The organism is Dyella kyungheensis (genome assembly GCF_016905005.1).
GTDB lineage: Bacteria > Pseudomonadota > Gammaproteobacteria > Xanthomonadales > Rhodanobacteraceae > Dyella > Dyella kyungheensis.
In genome coordinates this window covers 150,211-165,574 of sequence record NZ_JADIKC010000004.1, presented here as the reverse complement: position 1 = coordinate 165,574, position 15,364 = coordinate 150,211, and the positions used below count along the sequence as shown (strand labels likewise).

Sequence of the window (15,364 nt, the reverse complement as noted above, 5' to 3'; positions counted from 1 at the left end):
AGCGCACTTGTGCGCGACGGCAACCTGCAAGATTTCCGCTTCGTTCGGCCGTCGCGCACAAGTGCGCTCCCACAGATGCTCTCTACACCTCGTCGATCAAGCTCGACAGATCGGTCGAACCCACATTCACACCGGCCTGCGTCAACAGCGTCGTCACCTGCCCGCGATGATGCGTGTGGTGATTGAAAAAGTGCATCGCCAGGAAGAAATACGGCTTGCGGAACGCCTCGCCGCGGGTATTCAGGTACGCCAGCGCGTGATCGAGATCGTCCTCGCTCACGTCCTGCGCCCATGCCTCGATCACACCATCGAGAAAGCGCCGGTGCGAAGTCAGGGCAGCCAGATCGCCAAAGGGTTGCGCGGCAAGATCGCGTTGAATCGGCACGCCCATCAACGGTTCCAGCGCGGCATAGTTCGCCGGATGGGCGGCGAAGCGTTGCAACCAGATCGTGTCGGCCACGGCGATATGACTGAGCGTGGCGTGGATCGAGCCGAAGAATGCGCCGCGATCCGCCAGCACCTCGTCGGGCGGCAGCGTGGCCGCAGCCGCGTAGATTTTCTCGTTCATCCAGCGATTGTAGGCGGCCATTTGTCGTAAATGGTCGCAGCGCGAGGGTGCGGGTGGGTTCATGGCTCAGCGAGGTGCGTTGGCAAGTCGCCAGCGTAGCCATCGCGCCGAATGAAATCACCTGCCGAACGGCAAGTCGTCAGAAAGCGGCCACGGCCTCCCGCGAAGATCTTCAAGCCCGGCGGCTTGACCGTGACCCGCGTTTGAGCCGATACCTTGTGGGAGCGCACCCTGTGCGCGACGGCAACCTGCCCGATGGCGGCTCCGATGGCCGTCGCGCACAGGGTGCGCTCCCACAGGGCTATGCGAAAAAAAAGCCGCGGCAAGCCGCGGCTTTTTTCATTCAACGCTATCGCCTCAGCCGATCACGCGCTTCACCGAATCGACCACATGGGCCACGGTGAAACCGAAGTGCTCGAACAGCTGCGGCGCCGGTGCCGAGGCACCGAAGCTGGTCATGCCGACCACGTCGCCGTCCAGGCCCACATACTTGCGCCAGAAGTCGGACGTCGCCGCTTCCACCGCCACACGCGCACGGCACCAGCCCGGCAGGATCGCTTCGCGGTATTCCAGCGGCTGCGCATCGAACACTTCCGTGCACGGCATCGACACCACGCGCACTGGCACGTTCTGCTGTGCCAGCGTGCGGGCCGCTTCCATCGCCAGTTCCACTTCCGAACCGGTGGCGATCAGAATCGCCTTGAACTTGGTGTCCTGCGGATCGGACAGCACGTAGGCACCGCGCGCGATATCGGCCACCTGCTGCGCGCTGCGCTGCTGGTGCTTGAGGGTCTGACGCGAAAACACCAGGCACGCCGGGTTGCCCTTGCGCTCGATCGCCAGCTTCCACGACATCGCCGATTCCACCGCGTCGCACGGGCGCCACAGCTGGTTGTTCGGGATGTAACGCAGCGAAGCGAGGTGCTCCACCGGCTGATGGGTCGGGCCGTCTTCGCCCAGGCCGATCGAGTCGTGCGTGTAGACGTGGATCGCGTGCGCTGGAATCAGCGCACTCATGCGCACGGCGTTGCGCGCGTAGTCGGAGAACACCAGGAAGGTGGCGTCGTACGGAATGAAACCGCCATGCAGGGCCAGGCCGTTGGCGATCGCGGTCATGCCGAACTCGCGCACGCCGTAGTACACGTAGTTGCCCTTGGGATCGAAGCCGTTGCCGGCGTCGACGCTGCCCTTCCACTTGGTCAGGTTCGAGCCGGCCAGGTCGGCCGAGCCGCCGATCAGTTCCGGCAGCAGCGGCGCGAACGCGTCGATGGTCATCTGCGAGGCCTTGCGCGAGGCCACTTCCGGACCATCCGCCTGCAGCTTGTCGACGAAGGCCTGAGACTTCTCAGCCCAATCGGACGGCAAGTCGCCGGCAATGCGGCGATTGAACTCGGCAGCCAGTTCCGGGAACGCCGCGGCGTACTTCGCCACCAGGTCATCCCACTTCTGCTCGCGCTCGGCGCCAGCCTTCTTGTGATCCCAACCGGCATAGATCTCGGCCGGGATCTCGAACGGTGCATGGCGCCAGTCCAGCGCGTCGCGCGCGGCGGCCACTTCATCCTTGCCCAGTGCGGCGCCGTGGCTTTCTTCCTTGCCCTGCTTGTGCGGCGCGCCGAAGCCGATGATGGTCTTGGCGCAGATCAACGTGGGCTTTTCGTTCTGGCTGGTCGCCGTAGCAATCGCCTTCTTGATCGCATCGGCATCGTGGCCGTCCACACCGCGAATCACGTTCCAGCCATACGCCTCGAAACGCTCCGGCGTGTTGTCGGTGAACCAGCCGTGCACTTCGCCGTCAATGGAGATGCCGTTGTCGTCGTACACCGCCACCAGCTTGCCCAGCTTCCAGGTGCCGGCCAGCGAGGCGACTTCATGCGAGATGCCTTCCATCAGGCAGCCATCGCCGAGGAACACATAGGTGTGATGGTTGACGATCTCGTGGCCGGGACGGTTGAAATGCGCGGCGAGCACCTTCTCGGCCAGCGCAAAACCGACCGCATTGGCCAGACCCTGGCCCAGCGGACCGGTGGTGGTCTCCACGCCTGGGGTTTCGCTGGCTTCCGGATGACCGGCGGTCTTGGAATGCAGCTGGCGGAAGCGCTTGAGCTGATCCATCGGCAGGTCGTAGCCGGTCAGGTGCAGCAGTGCGTACTGCAGCATCGAGCCATGGCCGTTGGAGAGTACGAACCGGTCGCGGTTGAACCACTTCGGGTTGGTCGGATTGTGCTGGAGGAAATCGTTCCACAGCACTTCGGCAATGTCCGCCATGCCCATGGGCATGCCCGGGTGGCCGGAATTGGCCTTCTCCACAGCGTCCATGGCGAGGGCGCGTACGGCGTTGGCAAGTTCGCGACGGGTTGTCATCTAGGGGTCTCCGGGGAAGGCGGCCAATAAAAGCACGCATTGTCGCCGATCCCGCTCGGCCCTGTCCCCCAGTCACGCCCACTTAGCCAATTGTTAAGAAAATTAACTCGACCTTAATAATGAACTAACCAGTATTGAAACTATCTGACGACCCCACCATCTAAGGAAAAGTACCGCCCACACGGGGTACCCAGCCGCGCTCCACCGAACCCCCGGCGCCGCGGCCTGGCCCAATAAGATGATGAGGAGTGCCCCCATGAAGAACACCATTCTTGCTCTCGCCCTTGCTACCGCTGGCCTCGCCGCTGTCCCGGCCTTTGCCCAGGACACCGTCCAAGGCAATGCCCAGCAGGGCTGGTACGTCGGCGCCAATGCCGGCTACGGTCAGGTCCAGAAGGGACCTTATGACAACGGCAATTTCGCTGGCGGCGTGAAGGGCGGCTACCGCTTTGCCCTCAACCCGGACACCTCGCTGGGTGCCGAAGTCGGCTACGTCTACCTGGGCCGTGCCGACGCGCGTGGCCAGTACACCCAGAACTACGCCAATTACAACGGCGACAACGGCAAGTCCAAGCTGCAGGGCGCGACCGCCGGCCTGAACCTGCGTTACAGCTTCAGCCCGAACTGGTACGGCGAAGTCCGTGGCGGCGCCTTCTTCGCCAAGGGCTCGGGTCTGACCGACGACAAGCTCAATCCGGAGATGGTCAACTTCAACAGCACCCGTTACTACGCCGGCCTGGGTGCGGGTTACAACATCAACAAGAACATCAGCGTCGGCCTGAACTGGGACTACTACGACGGCAGCCAGAGCGACAAGAACATCCGCCTGCCGACGAATTTGTATAGCGTGAGCGCTGAATATCGGTTCTGAGTTGGTTGAGCCGGCCGCTACGCGGCCTGTGAAGTCGCTCGCTGCGCTCGCTGTGAATAGTCAATGGCAAGAGCGGGTTGCGGTTAGCGGAAAAACAAAAAGGGCGCCTCACGGCGCCCTTTTCTTTTTACCTTTTACAGCGAGCGCAGCGAGCGGCTTCACCACTCACAGGACGCGCCAGCGGCCGACTTCACCGCTTATTTGGCATTCCACTGGCCCAGCGCGGCGAGGCCATTGTCCTTGGCGCGAGCCAGGACCGTCTTCTGCGCGTCGGCGTAGTTCGCCTTCATGTCCTTGGACCACAGCTTCAGCGCGGCCTGCTGCATGGCGCGACCGTAGGAGAAGCTCAGCGGCCACGGGTGCGGGCCCATGCGGTTCATCGCATTGAGGTGGGCGGTGGACTGCTCGTCGGTCTGGCCGCCCGAGAGGAACACGATGCCCGGCAGGGTCGCCGGCACGGTGGTCTTGAGCACGCGCACGGTGGCTTCGGCGACTTCTTCCACTTCGGCCTGCTCGTCCGATTCCTTGCCCGGAATGACCATGCTGACCTTCAGGATGGTGCCTTCCAGCATCACGTTCTGCTCGTACAGCGCATTGAACAGGCTGCGCAGCACGGCTTCGTGCACTTCGTAGCTGACTTCGATGCTGTGGTCGCCGTCCATGATCACTTCCGGCTCGACCATCGGCACCAGGCCGGCTTCCTGGCACAGCGCGGCGTAACGGGCCAGCGCGTGGCAGTTCGCTTCGATGGCCGTGGAGGACGGATTGTCTTCGCTGATGTTGATCACCGCGCGCCACTTGGCGAACTGCGCACCCAGCTTCACGTACTCGGCCAGGCGCTCACGCAGGCCATCGAGGCCTTCGGTGACGACGTCGCCCGGGAAACCGGCCAGCGGCACCGGGCCCTTGTCGACCTTGATGCCCGGGATGATGCCGTTCTTCTTCATCACCTGGGTGAACGGCACGCCGTCCTTGGTCGACTGGCGGATGGTTTCGTCGTACAGGATCGCGCCGGAGATGTGCTCGTTGAGGTTCGGCGCGGTGAGCAGCAGCTCACGGTAGGCGCGACGGTTCTCTTCGGTGTTGTCGATGCCAACGGCCTCGAAACGCTTCTTGATGGTGTTGGTCGACTCGTCGATGGCGATGATGCCCTTGCCGGGCGCGACCATCGCGAGGGCAACGCTTTCGAGATCTTCGATGCTCATGACAACTCCGGATACTTAGGCGGTGTGGGCCGCACAAGGTGATGCCGCCCGGAGGCGGCAAGGTCGTGAAAGGCGGAGATTATAGGCCATAAGCCATGGCAGGGCCTTGAGGAGGCCCTGAACGGCGCCAGCGCTGGCCTGACAGGCCTCAGGCCTGCTCGAAGCCCGGCAGTTTGCAGGCGTCGATGATGGCCTGCTTCTGGGCCGCATCGGCCGGCAGGTTGAACGGCACGATGTAGTAGGTGTTCACGGGCTCGTGTGTGCTGTTCTTCAGCGACGGACCGTAACGCAGGTTGGTCACCACACTCTTGGCCACCGCATCGAGATCGCTCTGCGGCACCACTTTGCGCACGGTAACGTTCTGCGGCACGCCATCGGTGCCGATCATGAAGCTCACGGCCACGCAACCGGGCTTGTCCATGTTGCGGCCGCTGTTGGGAATGTCGGCGTCGACCTTGGTGTTCAACATCAGCCAGTACGACTGGATGTGCTCGGGGCCCACCATGCGTGCCTGGGATTGTGCGAGCAGCGGCGCCGCACCCGTGATGGCCAGTGCCAGCACCAACGCCTGGGTCATGCGACGTGACTTCGTGTTCATGGAAAACCTCCTGCTCGTGGTCGGGGACGATGCACCGATTCTAGGGCCTGTTGGCACTATCCGCGGCGCCGGCGACGAAGGCGTGAAGCGTGAGGTTCACCTTGCGAAATGTTGGTTGACGGAGAGCCATCGCCCGCCGACCCGGCCCACACCGGATCGACGGACGAGGCATCTCAACGAGCGGTCAGAGGTCCCGCAGGCACTCCACCACACCCTCGGCGCCCACGGAGAGCAGCTTGAGGGTATTGGTGCCGCCGCCCTGGCCGATGTGATCGCCATGGGTCAGCACCACGCGGTCGCCCTCGACGAGCCGGCCTTCGGAGAACAGCTGGCGCACCGCGTCGCGAGCGGAGCCGGCCGGCGTCTGCGATACGTGGGTGAACTTCACCGCCGTTACATCGCGGAAGATGGACATGCGGCGGCGCGCATCGTCGAACGGCGACAGAGCGTAGATCGGCACCGCACTACGGTAGCGCGACAGCCACTGCGCGGTGGCGCCCGATTCGGTCAAGGCCACGATGGCGCGGACGCCCAGCTGGGCCGCCAGCACCATCGCCGCCAGTGCAATGGCCTGGTCGGTGCGGTCGAGCAGATGACCCTGCGTGGCGGGATCTTCCTTCGGCTCGAACTGGCGTTCGGCACCCAGGCAGATGCGGCGCAGCGCGGCCACGGCCTTGTCCGGATGCGCACCGGCAGCGGACTCTTCCGAAAGCATCACGGCGTCGGTGCCGTCGATCACGGCGTTCGCCACGTCCATCACTTCGGCGCGGGTCGGGATGGGCGAGCGCACCATCGACTGCAGCATCTGCGTCGCGGTGATGACGGCGCGATTGCGTTGCACCGACTCGCGGATGATCTTCTTCTGCAGGCCCGGCAGCTCGGCGTCGCCGATCTCCACGCCCAGGTCGCCGCGCGCCACCATCACCACGTCGGAGGCGTCGATGATTTCGCCCAGCACCGGGATGGCGTCGGCGCGTTCGATCTTCGCCACCAGCGAAGCCTTGCCACCGGCTTCTTCGAGCAGGCGACGCGCTTCATTCATATCGGCGGCGGAACGCACGAACGACACGGCGAGGAAGTCGCAGCCGATCTCGGCGGCGAGCTTGATATCCGCCCTGTCCTTGTCCGACAGCGCCGAAACGGACAGGCCGCCGCCCTGGCGATTGAGGCCCTTGCGATCGGACAGCTTGCCGGCGATCAGCACACGGCAACGGATTTCCTGGCCAACCACCGATTCGACGGTGAGCGCGACAAGGCCATCGTCGAGCAACAGCACGTCGCCTGCCGAGACGTCCTTGGGCAGGTCGTAGTAACTGACGCCCACACGGGTCTGGTCGCCCAGCGGCGCGCCCGGGCTGCAATCGAGCACGAAGCTGTCGCCGACGCGCAGTTCCACCGGACCGTTGGCGAAACGTTCGACGCGGATCTTCGGACCTTGCAGGTCGGCGAGCACGCCCACCTCGCGGCCCAGCTTGGTCGCCGCATCACGCACGGCCACCGCGCGGGCGCGGTGATCGTCCGGCTGGCCGTGGGAGAGGTTCAGGCGAACCACGTCCACGCCTTCGGCGATGATTTTTTCGAGCATGCCAGGCGCGTCGGTCGCAGGACCGAGGGTGGCAACAATTTTTGTGCGTCGCAGCGGATTATCAGTAGTCATACATCGAGACTAACAAAAAAACGCGCATCTTCCAGAGGCTTGGCGCCGGCTTTTTTGCACTGTTTTCCGTCGCCCAAGTGGACTGCTTGTGGCATGCGGACCACCAAGAGCACTGGTATTACGAATTGACGTGCAAGATGGAGTCAAGACGAATAACTGGTCTGCTATCTGGACGGACAGACGTCCAAACACTGGTGTCATGGCGCGCCGTCTTCAAATCCACTCGGCGGATCCACGCCGGTCGCGGAAGCATCGCGATGCGAAAGCGATCCTGGCGTCCGCGAGTGCGGCGCCTTTTCATTCTGCAACGCAGCATAATTGGGCAAGGAATGAGCAGTGAAGGGCTACAGGGTGACGCGCCGCATGGACTTGCGATCACCTGGCGGCCATGCGCTAGCATCGCCTGAGGGGGAACCGCGAAGGGAATCAGGGGAATGCTTATGCCAGGCCTCGTCCGCACGGCCTTGATGGCCGTTTTTGTTGCTGCTTGTCTGGTGCCCGCAGCGCCATCGTTCGCTGGCACCACGCCTACCGTCACCGATTTCGTACGGCCGGCCGAATTCGCTGACGTGCAGCTCGCGCCCGACGGCAAGCACATCGCGGCGTTGGTGCCGCGGCCGGATACTCCCTACGAGAACATGCTGGCCATCATCGACACGGCGACGGTGAAGCCGGTGGCGACCGTTCGCTCGGGCAGCCGCACCATGATCGGGCACTACCGGTGGACCAACGAGCATCGCCTGATGATGGCGCTCGCGGTGCGCACCGACAGCCTGGAAAGACCTTCCGATACCGGCGAATTGATCGCCTTCGACGCCGACGGCAGCCATGGCACCTACCTGTTCGGCTGGCGGGGCGGCACCTATGGCGACAGCAACCACATGCTTCGTGGCGGCCGAGTGCGCGAAGCCTATGCGCGACCGATCGAGGGTGCACCCATCCAGGACGGCCGCTACGCGCTGGTGCAGACACAACCATTCACCGACGACCCCGCCGGCAGCACGCCTTCCATCGAACGCCTGAATGTCGTCAATGGCGACAGCAAGCGCGTGATCGGCGGGCCGGCACCGGATACGGACATCGTGCTGGATCATCTTGGCGAACCGCGCGCCGCGTCAGGCGGCACTTACCATCAACCCAAGCTGTGGGTGCGCGAGGCGGGCAAGGATTGGACACTGTTCAACGACTCGGCCAAGACGCATGTCGCGATCGAACCGGTGAGCTTTGCGCGCGACAACCGCCGACTTTACGTGCAGGTGACGCACGACGAGGGCCCGCGCTCACTCGAACTGCTCGACCTGCAAACCGGCCAACGCAGCCTGGTGTATCGAGGCAGCTTCAGCGATCCGGGCGCGGTGCTTGCCACCGCGGACCATCAAGACATCTATGGCGTGGTGACCAACGATGGCGTGCGCGGCGTGCACTACATCGACCCCGACAGCCGCGAAGCGCAGATCAGCGAAGCGGTGGGCAAGAGCTTTCCCGGACAGCTCGTTCGCCTGACCTCGTTTACCGACGATGGCAGCCTCGCCATCGTCACCGTAAGCAGCGATCGCGATCCCGGCGATTACTACCTGTTCGACCTGGACAAGCGGCAGGCCCGGTACCTGTTCAGTGCGCGCCGCTGGCTTTCGCCCAAACAGATGCACGCGATGACGCCGATCGAACTGGCGGCACGCGACGGCGTGGTCTTGCATGGCTTTCTCACCGAGCCCTCCGGCAATGGTCCCTTCCCTCTGGTCGTGCTGCCGCATGGCGGCCCGCACGGCGTCGCCGACCGCTGGGAGTTCGACGAAGAAACCCAGTTGCTGGCCTCCCGCGGTTACGCCGTGCTGCAGGTGAATTATCGCGGCTCAGGCGGCTTCGGCTCGCAATTCGAGGCACGCGGTTATCGCCAATGGGGCGCTGCCATGCAGGACGATCTTACCGACGCCACCCAATGGGCCATCCGCGAGCGTCATGCCGACGCCAAACGCGTCTGCATCTACGGCGGCAGCTATGGCGGCTATGCCGCGCTGGAGGGTGCGGTGCGCGAACCCGACCTGTATCGCTGCGCCATCGGCTACGCGGGCGTCTACGACTTGCGCATCCAACTGGACAAGAGCGATACCCACCGCACGGACTCCGGCGCGGATTATCTGAACATGGTGCTGGGCGATGATCGCGCCGAACTGTTGCGCCGCTCGCCCGTGGCTGGCGTGGATCGCATCAAGGCCCATCTATTGCTGATCCATGGCGGACTCGATGCTCGCGCCCCGTACGCCCACTTCAGCGCCTTCACCTCGGCGCTGGACAAACAGGGCAAGCACTACGAATCGCTGACCGAGGCGCAGGAAGGCCATGGCTTCTTCCTGCAGGAACATCGGCTGGAGCTATACGAGAAGCTGCTGGATTTCCTCGACCGCAATATCGGGCCAGCGAGCAACGGCGCAGCCGCGAGCGCTGCGCCGTAATTCTCACGTACTCAGCCCTTGGCCAGGGTCAGGTTGAGCACTTCGGCAAGGCGACGACCGGCCTCGCGCAACCGCAGTTCCGCCACCGGCAGCTCCTTGTCCACATAGGCCTGGTCGAGCTTGTGGCCATCGGGATAGATGTCGCGCGAAATCGTGCACGACTCTTCGGCCCACTGTGCGTAGGCGTTGTCCAGCGGCGGGATCGGCTGGGGCAGCGTGACGGGGCCTTCGGCTTCCAGCTTGTCCGCGTAGGCCTTGTAGTCGAGGCCGCGGGTTTTGAGCAGGCCCGAATCCCACACGCTGTGCAGGTTGGTGCCCTTGTCCTGGAACTGCACCTGGTAGGCATTGCCGCCCTTGTCGTCGCGCGAACCGCCGTGCAGCGGCTGATGCTCGTCGCCAATGAAGTGCACCACGAACTTCAGCGCCTCCAGGCGCGTCGCGTCCGACTGGCTCTTGTCGCCGAGCACCTTGACGTAGTGGTCGATGCCCTCGACCACGCACTGGCCATCCTTGCAGTCGCGCGGCGGCGTGTAGTTGCAGTCGCCGGAGGTGAAGTCGACGTAGTGCAGCGCGCGCGTCTGCTTCCACAACGCGTCCTTGGTTGGATCGTTGCGGATTTCGTCCGGCCAGCTGGCGATGTCGGCCAGCGACTTGGTGTGCTCCGGCGCCAGCAAGCGCTCCACTTCCGCTTCGGCTGTCGGGCTCAGGTGACGCTGGGCCAGATCGGCCACCACGCTATGGCCGAGCTGGCCCCAGGCATGCACGACGGGAGTCAGGGCGAGACAGATAAAAGCGGCAACGGCGGTTCGGCGCGGAAAGGGCATGGGCTGTAAATCTTGTCGGGGGAAACCTCGAAGTCTGCCACAGCCTCGTGACAGCTCCACGCCAGCATCGGTCAGCCCGCTTCCGGCAGCGGGAGCAGCTTCCCTTCCCCGTCGTGCACGCTCACATCCACCTTGATGCCCTGGCGCACACTCTGCGTGGCGATGCAGAAATCCTCGAACTGGGCCAGCGCACGGTCCAGGTGCGCGAGCACTTCCGCCTTGTCGGCCAGTTGCAGGTCCACGCCGATGTGGGTGACGCGCAGCCGGCCGTGCTCGTTGCGGGCCATGCTGAGCTTCGCCTTGGCGCCGATCGTGCCGGGCGAGTTCTTGTACTTGCGCAGCGCGAACAACAGGCTGGCCGCCAGGCAATTGGCCACTGCGGTGGCGATCAGGTGGGTGGGATTGGGCCCGGCATCGCCGCCCAGCGGCGAGGTTTCGTCGGTGATCAGGTCGGGAATCGCGGTGCCGTCGAAGCGCACCCGGAATTCATAGTCCGACACCTGCTCCAGGGTGATCCCAAAGCTTTGTTCTGCCTCGCTCATGCCAATCTCCTGCCCGGGCGCTGCCCGAAAGAAAAGCCGATTCAAGCGCTTCTGGGCCCCGCTGAACAGCCCCATCCGGGTGATTGCGGGCCCGGATGGGACCGCCCGGCCGGTTCAGGCTAAAATGACGGTTTTACGGCGGCCCCACAGCCGCCATTTTCGTCATCTCACCGGAGGACGCTGTCCCATGGCAATCAAGGTCGCCATCAACGGTTACGGTCGCATTGGCCGCAACATCCTGCGCGCGCTGTACGAAGCGGGTCGCACCAACGAGATCCAGATCGTTGCGATCAACGACCTCGGCGATGCCGAGACCAATGCGCACCTGACCCAGTACGACACCGCCCATGGCAAGTTCCCGGGCACCGCGACGGTGGACGGCGGCGATCTGATCGTCAACGGCGACCGCATCAAGGTGTGCGCCGAGCGCGACCCGTCCAAGCTGCCGTGGGGCGCCCTGGGCGTCGACGTGGTACTGGAATGCACCGGCCTGTTCACCTCCAAGGCCAAGGCCAGCGCGCACCTCGCCGCCGGCGCCAAGAAGGTGATCATCTCCGCCCCGGGCGACAAGGACGTGGACGGCACCTTCGTCATCGGCGTGAACGACGACAAGCTCACCTCCAAGCTGGAAGTGATCTCCAACGCTTCGTGCACCACCAACTGCCTTGCGCCGCTGGCCAAGGTGCTGCACGAGAAGATCGGCATCCAGCGCGGCCTGATGACGACCATCCACGCCTACACCAACGACCAGGTGCTGACGGACGTCTACCACTCCGACCTGCGCCGCGCCCGTTCGGCCACGCACTCGCAGATCCCGGCCAAGACCGGCGCCGCCGCCGCGGTGGGCCTGGTGTTGCCGGAGCTCAACGGCAAGCTGGACGGTTTCGCCATCCGCGTGCCGACCATCAACGTGTCGGTGGTCGACCTGGTGTTCGACGCGGCCCGCCCGACCAGCAAGGAAGAAATCGACCAGGTGATCAACGAAGCCGCCAACGGCGCGCTGAAGGGCATCCTGGCAGTGAACACCAAGCCGCTGGTGTCGATCGACTTCAACCACAACCCGGCGTCGTCCACCTATGACGCCACCCAGACGCGCGTCATGGAAGGCACGCTGGTGAAGGTGCTGTCGTGGTACGACAACGAGTGGGGCTTCTCCAACCGCATGCTCGACATGACGGTGGCGATGATGGCGGCCAAGTAAGCCGGCCTCTCTCGTCGTAAAAAAAGCCGGGCAATGCCCGGCTTTTTTTTGGAACAGTGATGTCAGCACTCAATGTGGGAGCGCCCTTGGGCGCGACAACCAGGTCAGAACGCTCCGATCCGCAGGCTTGACGCACCCGAGGCTACCACAAAGAGCGACGCCTCCAACTCAGCCCAGTGCGGCAAGCGCCGCGTCGTAGTTCGGTTCGTGCGCAATCTCCCCGACCAGCTCGCTGTGCACGACTTTGTTGTCAGCGTCGAGCACCACCACGGCGCGCGCTGCCAGGCCGGCGAGCGGACCGGAGGCAATCGACACGCCGTAGTTCTTGAGGAAGTCGTGGCCGCGCAGCGTCGACAGCGTCACCACGTTGCTGAGGCCTTCGGCGCCACAGAAGCGCGCCTGTGCGAACGGCAGGTCGGCGGAAATGCACAGCACCACCGCGTTGTCGAGCTGGCTGGCGTCCTGGTTGAAGTGGCGCACCGACATGGCGCAGGTCGGCGTATCGACGCTGGGGAAAATATTCAGCACCTTGCGCTTGCCCTCGAAGCTGGCGAGCGTGACGTCGGCCAGGTCCTTGCCGACCAGCGAGAACGCCGGCGCCGCCTCGCCCTGGGCCGGGAAATGGCCATCGACCTGGACCGGATTGCCTTTCAGCGTGACTTGGGACATGGGACACCTCGTTGGATGGGGCCCTTAAGTAAAGCACGGGAGCGGGTTCACCGTCGCTCGACGCCTACCCACTCCGGCGGCGGCCACCCGCACGCAAGGCGATGGGGCCGATAGCCGGCGGCATCGCCGTGTGCAGGGAGTTACTCGCGAGAGAGGGCCTGCTCCACGGCGCGGACGAAATCAGGATCCACCCGGCCCATCTCACTCGTGCGCCCCACGATGCGCCCATCGGCGTCGAGCAGGACGAGTTCGCTGGAATGATTGAAATCGCCATCCGGCAACTGGCGATATTGCAGGCCTAGCAAAGCGGCCACTCGCCGGGTATCGGCCCGTTGGGCGGTTCGCGCAAGCGTCCAGGCAGGCGTCGGCAGCTTGCGTTGCCGTGCATAGTCGCGCAGCACCGCTACGCTGTCGGTTGCCGGATCGAAACTCACCAGCAACAGATGCAGGCGGTCGCGCTTGTCGGAGCTCACATGCTGCGCGGTGAGCTTCATCGTATCCACGATCATCGGGCACACCATGGTGCACGAGGTGTAGAACATCGACACGATCTGCACGTGCCCGCGTCGCTCGTTCCAATGCCATGGCTGCCCCGCCTGATCGACCAGGGCGATGTTCGCCTGATAGACCGAGTCGGTGGGCAGCGCATCGTCGGCCGACACGTGTCCGGCAAACACAACCAGGAGCAGCGACAACAGCAAACGCTTCATGAAGATCCTCAAGGTTCGCGCACGCAGCGGAAGCCAAGCGTGCGCGTGGTATCCGATGCCTTCAGCGCCGACAGCATCGCGACGCGCATCAAGGTGGCGTAGTTTTCCTTTTGCTGCAGGCTGAGTGCGCCGGCACCGCAGAACTTCGCCTTGTCGGCGTCACCCTGATCGCGGCTGTCCGCGCTCACCAGCAAGGCGTTGAAATCGTCGACCCATTCCCATACCAGACCGTTGAGGTCGCGTATGCCGTGCACGTCGGGCATACCCCCAATGCTGGCCAGCGGCGTGGTCGCGGGACGTCCGTACCAATCCAGCACGCGCTGGCGCCAGGCGGGATCGCTGCGGGCGTCCGCACGCTGCCCGTCCGCGGCGGCGGCGTACTCCCATTCATACCAGCTGGGCAGGCGCGCGTGCTCGCTTTCGCAGAAGGCCTGTGCGGCAAACCAGCTCACCTGGGTCACGGGTTGCCTGGGGAGCGCTTTGCTACCCAGCGATTCCGCGCTCTCCCAGTGCGAGAGGTAGGTACGGTCGGCAAATACGGCAGGAATTCTGTCCCTGCGCCATGCGGGATGAGTCATGACGAAGTCGAGATACTCCGCGTTCGTCACCGGCTCCGTCCGCATCGCGAAGGCGGCAATGGATGCCGGTGCCGCCTTGCCATCGGCGGGCAGCACGCTGCTGAAGATCGCGGTCGGCAGCGGCAGATAGTCCGCTGCCGCCACATCGAGGCAGCCGAGCCAACACGCGAGTGCAACGAAGCGACGCATCACACCGATATCAATGACGGTCGGCCGCGGCAGCTTGCGCACGCACCCTGCCCACCTCGTCCTTGCTGACCTGACCGCCGGGATTGCCCCAGCTGTTGAGCACGTAGGTCAGGATGTTGGCCACTTCGTCGTCGGTCAGCTGGGACATCGGCGGCATCACGGAGTTGTAGTCCTTGCCATTGACGGTGATCGCACCGGTCAAGCCGTGCAGAGGAATCGAGATCAGTTTTTCCTTCGCAGCCTTGACCAGATAGTCGGACTTGGCCAGTGGCGGGAACACGCCCGCCATGCCTTCACCGTTGGCCTGATGGCAGACCGAGCAGGTGCCCGCGAACAGTTGCTGGCCGGCCTTGATCTGGTCGTCCTTGCTGAGCGTGCCGGTTGCATTGGCCTTGGCGGCCGCCGCAACGGCATGCAGGTTGTCGCCGGCGCGGTCGCCCAGGTAGACCGAATCCACTTCCTTGCCGGAATAGATCGTCTTGTCCTCGGGACCGTCCACTTTCAGCATGCCGAGTGCGCCCTTGTTGAAGGCGCGGAAGATGGAGTGATCCACCAGCACGTACGTGCCCGGCACCTCCACGTGAAACTCGGCCATCATCGCGCCGCCCGCGGGAATCAGCGTCGTCTGCACGTTTTCCTGCGCGTGCGAGCCGCCTTCGTAATACACCTTGTCGAAGATCTCGCCGATGACGTGGAAACTCGACACCAAGTTCGGGCCACCGTTGCCCACGAACAGGCGCACCGTCTCACCCACTTTCGCCTTGAGCGCGCCATCGCCGACCAGCGCGCCTTCGCGGCCGTTGAACAATACGTAGGTCGGATGTTCGGCAATCGCCGCATCCATGTCGAACGGCTATGGCCCTTCTCGCGATACTTGCCCGTCGTGTAGAAATCGCCCTGCATGACGTAGTACTCGTGATCCACTTTCGGCAGACCTT

Annotated in this window: 14 protein-coding genes; 3 read left to right on the top strand and 11 right to left on the bottom strand. The window is 64.2% G+C overall.

Translation table 11 applies throughout. The features are described 5' to 3' along the window. Window positions 1-82: 82 nt before the first annotated feature. Complete coding sequence (locus tag ISP20_RS10715; protein ID WP_204636084.1) at window positions 83-631, bottom strand: DinB family protein; 549 nt, start codon at window positions 629-631, stop codon at window positions 83-85. A 294-nt stretch (window positions 632-925) separates the two neighbouring features. After that, window positions 926-2,929 carry a transketolase gene (tkt, locus tag ISP20_RS10710; RefSeq protein ID WP_204636083.1) on the bottom strand — a complete coding sequence of 668 codons (2,004 nt, stop codon included), beginning with the start codon at window positions 2,927-2,929 and terminating at the stop codon, window positions 926-928. Window positions 2,930-3,185: 256 nt separating this feature from the next. Between tkt and ISP20_RS10705 the strand changes: the two genes are divergently transcribed. Continuing rightward, window positions 3,186-3,800: an outer membrane beta-barrel protein gene (locus ISP20_RS10705; RefSeq protein WP_204636082.1), complete on the top strand. Its 615-nt coding sequence runs from the start codon at window positions 3,186-3,188 to the stop codon at window positions 3,798-3,800. Window positions 3,801-3,997: 197 nt separating this feature from the next. Here ISP20_RS10705 and ISP20_RS10700 read toward each other — a convergent pair whose 3' ends face one another. The 3 genes from ISP20_RS10700 to pyk all read right to left on the bottom strand — a co-directional run bounded on the left by ISP20_RS10700 (window position 3,998) and on the right by pyk (window position 7,260). Next, window positions 3,998-5,005, bottom strand: coding sequence for a class I fructose-bisphosphate aldolase (locus tag ISP20_RS10700; protein WP_204636081.1), 1,008 nt, complete (start codon window positions 5,003-5,005; stop codon window positions 3,998-4,000). A 148-nt stretch (window positions 5,006-5,153) separates the two neighbouring features. After that, a complete protein-coding gene (locus tag ISP20_RS10695) occupies window positions 5,154-5,603 on the bottom strand; it encodes an energy transducer TonB (RefSeq protein WP_204636080.1) in 450 nt (149 codons plus the stop codon). A gap of 184 nt (window positions 5,604-5,787) precedes the next feature. After that, on the bottom strand, window positions 5,788-7,260 hold the full coding sequence (gene pyk / locus ISP20_RS10690; protein ID WP_204636079.1) for a pyruvate kinase: 1,473 nt from the start codon (window positions 7,258-7,260) through the stop codon (window positions 5,788-5,790). A gap of 440 nt (window positions 7,261-7,700) precedes the next feature. Here pyk and ISP20_RS10685 point away from each other — a divergent pair, with 440 nt between their 5' ends. Continuing rightward, the gene (locus ISP20_RS10685; RefSeq protein WP_204636078.1) at window positions 7,701-9,713 is read left to right on the top strand and encodes an alpha/beta hydrolase family protein; all 2,013 of its coding nucleotides are present in this window, start codon (window positions 7,701-7,703) and stop codon (window positions 9,711-9,713) included. Between the two features lie 11 nt (window positions 9,714-9,724). Here ISP20_RS10685 and ISP20_RS10680 read toward each other — a convergent pair whose 3' ends face one another. Together ISP20_RS10680 and ISP20_RS10675 are read right to left on the bottom strand one after the other, a co-directional pair. Next, window positions 9,725-10,537 carry a S1/P1 nuclease gene (locus ISP20_RS10680; RefSeq protein WP_204636077.1) on the bottom strand — a complete coding sequence of 271 codons (813 nt, stop codon included), beginning with the start codon at window positions 10,535-10,537 and terminating at the stop codon, window positions 9,725-9,727. A gap of 71 nt (window positions 10,538-10,608) precedes the next feature. Further along, window positions 10,609-11,079, bottom strand: coding sequence for an OsmC family protein (locus tag ISP20_RS10675; protein WP_204636076.1), 471 nt, complete (start codon window positions 11,077-11,079; stop codon window positions 10,609-10,611). A 187-nt stretch (window positions 11,080-11,266) separates the two neighbouring features. Between ISP20_RS10675 and gap the strand changes: the two genes are divergently transcribed. Further along, window positions 11,267-12,280 (top strand): type I glyceraldehyde-3-phosphate dehydrogenase, encoded by a 1,014-nt coding sequence (gene gap / locus ISP20_RS10670; RefSeq protein ID WP_204636075.1) that lies wholly within the window; start codon window positions 11,267-11,269, stop codon window positions 12,278-12,280. A 168-nt stretch (window positions 12,281-12,448) separates the two neighbouring features. Here the strand turns inward: gap and tpx are convergent, their stop codons facing one another. The 4 genes from tpx to ISP20_RS21605 all read right to left on the bottom strand — a co-directional run bounded on the left by tpx (window position 12,449) and on the right by ISP20_RS21605 (window position 15,270). Further along, window positions 12,449-12,949: a thiol peroxidase gene (gene tpx / locus ISP20_RS10665; protein WP_204636074.1), complete on the bottom strand. Its 501-nt coding sequence runs from the start codon at window positions 12,947-12,949 to the stop codon at window positions 12,449-12,451. 140 nt (window positions 12,950-13,089) lie between these two features. Beyond that, entirely contained in the window at window positions 13,090-13,659 is a 570-nt protein-coding gene (locus ISP20_RS10660) for an SCO family protein (protein WP_204636073.1), read from the bottom strand. A gap of 8 nt (window positions 13,660-13,667) precedes the next feature. Beyond that, window positions 13,668-14,468 carry a formylglycine-generating enzyme family protein gene (locus ISP20_RS10655; RefSeq protein ID WP_338030988.1) on the bottom strand — a complete coding sequence of 267 codons (801 nt, stop codon included), beginning with the start codon at window positions 14,466-14,468 and terminating at the stop codon, window positions 13,668-13,670. Beyond that, window positions 14,437-15,270 carry a c-type cytochrome gene (locus ISP20_RS21605; protein WP_239535659.1) on the bottom strand — a complete coding sequence of 278 codons (834 nt, stop codon included), beginning with the start codon at window positions 15,268-15,270 and terminating at the stop codon, window positions 14,437-14,439. The genes ISP20_RS10655 and ISP20_RS21605 overlap by 32 nt, the downstream gene beginning before the upstream one ends. Window positions 15,271-15,364: the final 94 nt, after the last annotated feature.

Bases quoted from the DNA above. Each gene is read 5' to 3' on its own strand.
- ISP20_RS10715 (WP_204636084.1), bottom strand. From the start codon at position 631: ATGAACCCACCCGCACCCTCGCGCTGCGACCATTTACGACAAATGGCC.
- tkt (WP_204636083.1), bottom strand. From the start codon at position 2,929: ATGACAACCCGTCGCGAACTTGCCAACGCCGTACGCGCCCTCGCCATG.
- ISP20_RS10705 (WP_204636082.1), top strand. From the start codon at position 3,186: ATGAAGAACACCATTCTTGCTCTCGCCCTTGCTACCGCTGGCCTCGCC.
- ISP20_RS10700 (WP_204636081.1), bottom strand. From the start codon at position 5,005: ATGAGCATCGAAGATCTCGAAAGCGTTGCCCTCGCGATGGTCGCGCCC.
- ISP20_RS10695 (WP_204636080.1), bottom strand. From the start codon at position 5,603: ATGAACACGAAGTCACGTCGCATGACCCAGGCGTTGGTGCTGGCACTG.
- pyk (WP_204636079.1), bottom strand. From the start codon at position 7,260: ATGACTACTGATAATCCGCTGCGACGCACAAAAATTGTTGCCACCCTC.
- ISP20_RS10685 (WP_204636078.1), top strand. From the start codon at position 7,701: ATGCCAGGCCTCGTCCGCACGGCCTTGATGGCCGTTTTTGTTGCTGCT.
- ISP20_RS10680 (WP_204636077.1), bottom strand. From the start codon at position 10,537: ATGCCCTTTCCGCGCCGAACCGCCGTTGCCGCTTTTATCTGTCTCGCC.
- ISP20_RS10675 (WP_204636076.1), bottom strand. From the start codon at position 11,079: ATGAGCGAGGCAGAACAAAGCTTTGGGATCACCCTGGAGCAGGTGTCG.
- gap (WP_204636075.1), top strand. From the start codon at position 11,267: ATGGCAATCAAGGTCGCCATCAACGGTTACGGTCGCATTGGCCGCAAC.
- tpx (WP_204636074.1), bottom strand. From the start codon at position 12,949: ATGTCCCAAGTCACGCTGAAAGGCAATCCGGTCCAGGTCGATGGCCAT.
- ISP20_RS10660 (WP_204636073.1), bottom strand. From the start codon at position 13,659: ATGAAGCGTTTGCTGTTGTCGCTGCTCCTGGTTGTGTTTGCCGGACAC.
- ISP20_RS21605 (WP_239535659.1), bottom strand. From the start codon at position 15,270: ATGGATGCGGCGATTGCCGAACATCCGACCTACGTATTGTTCAACGGC.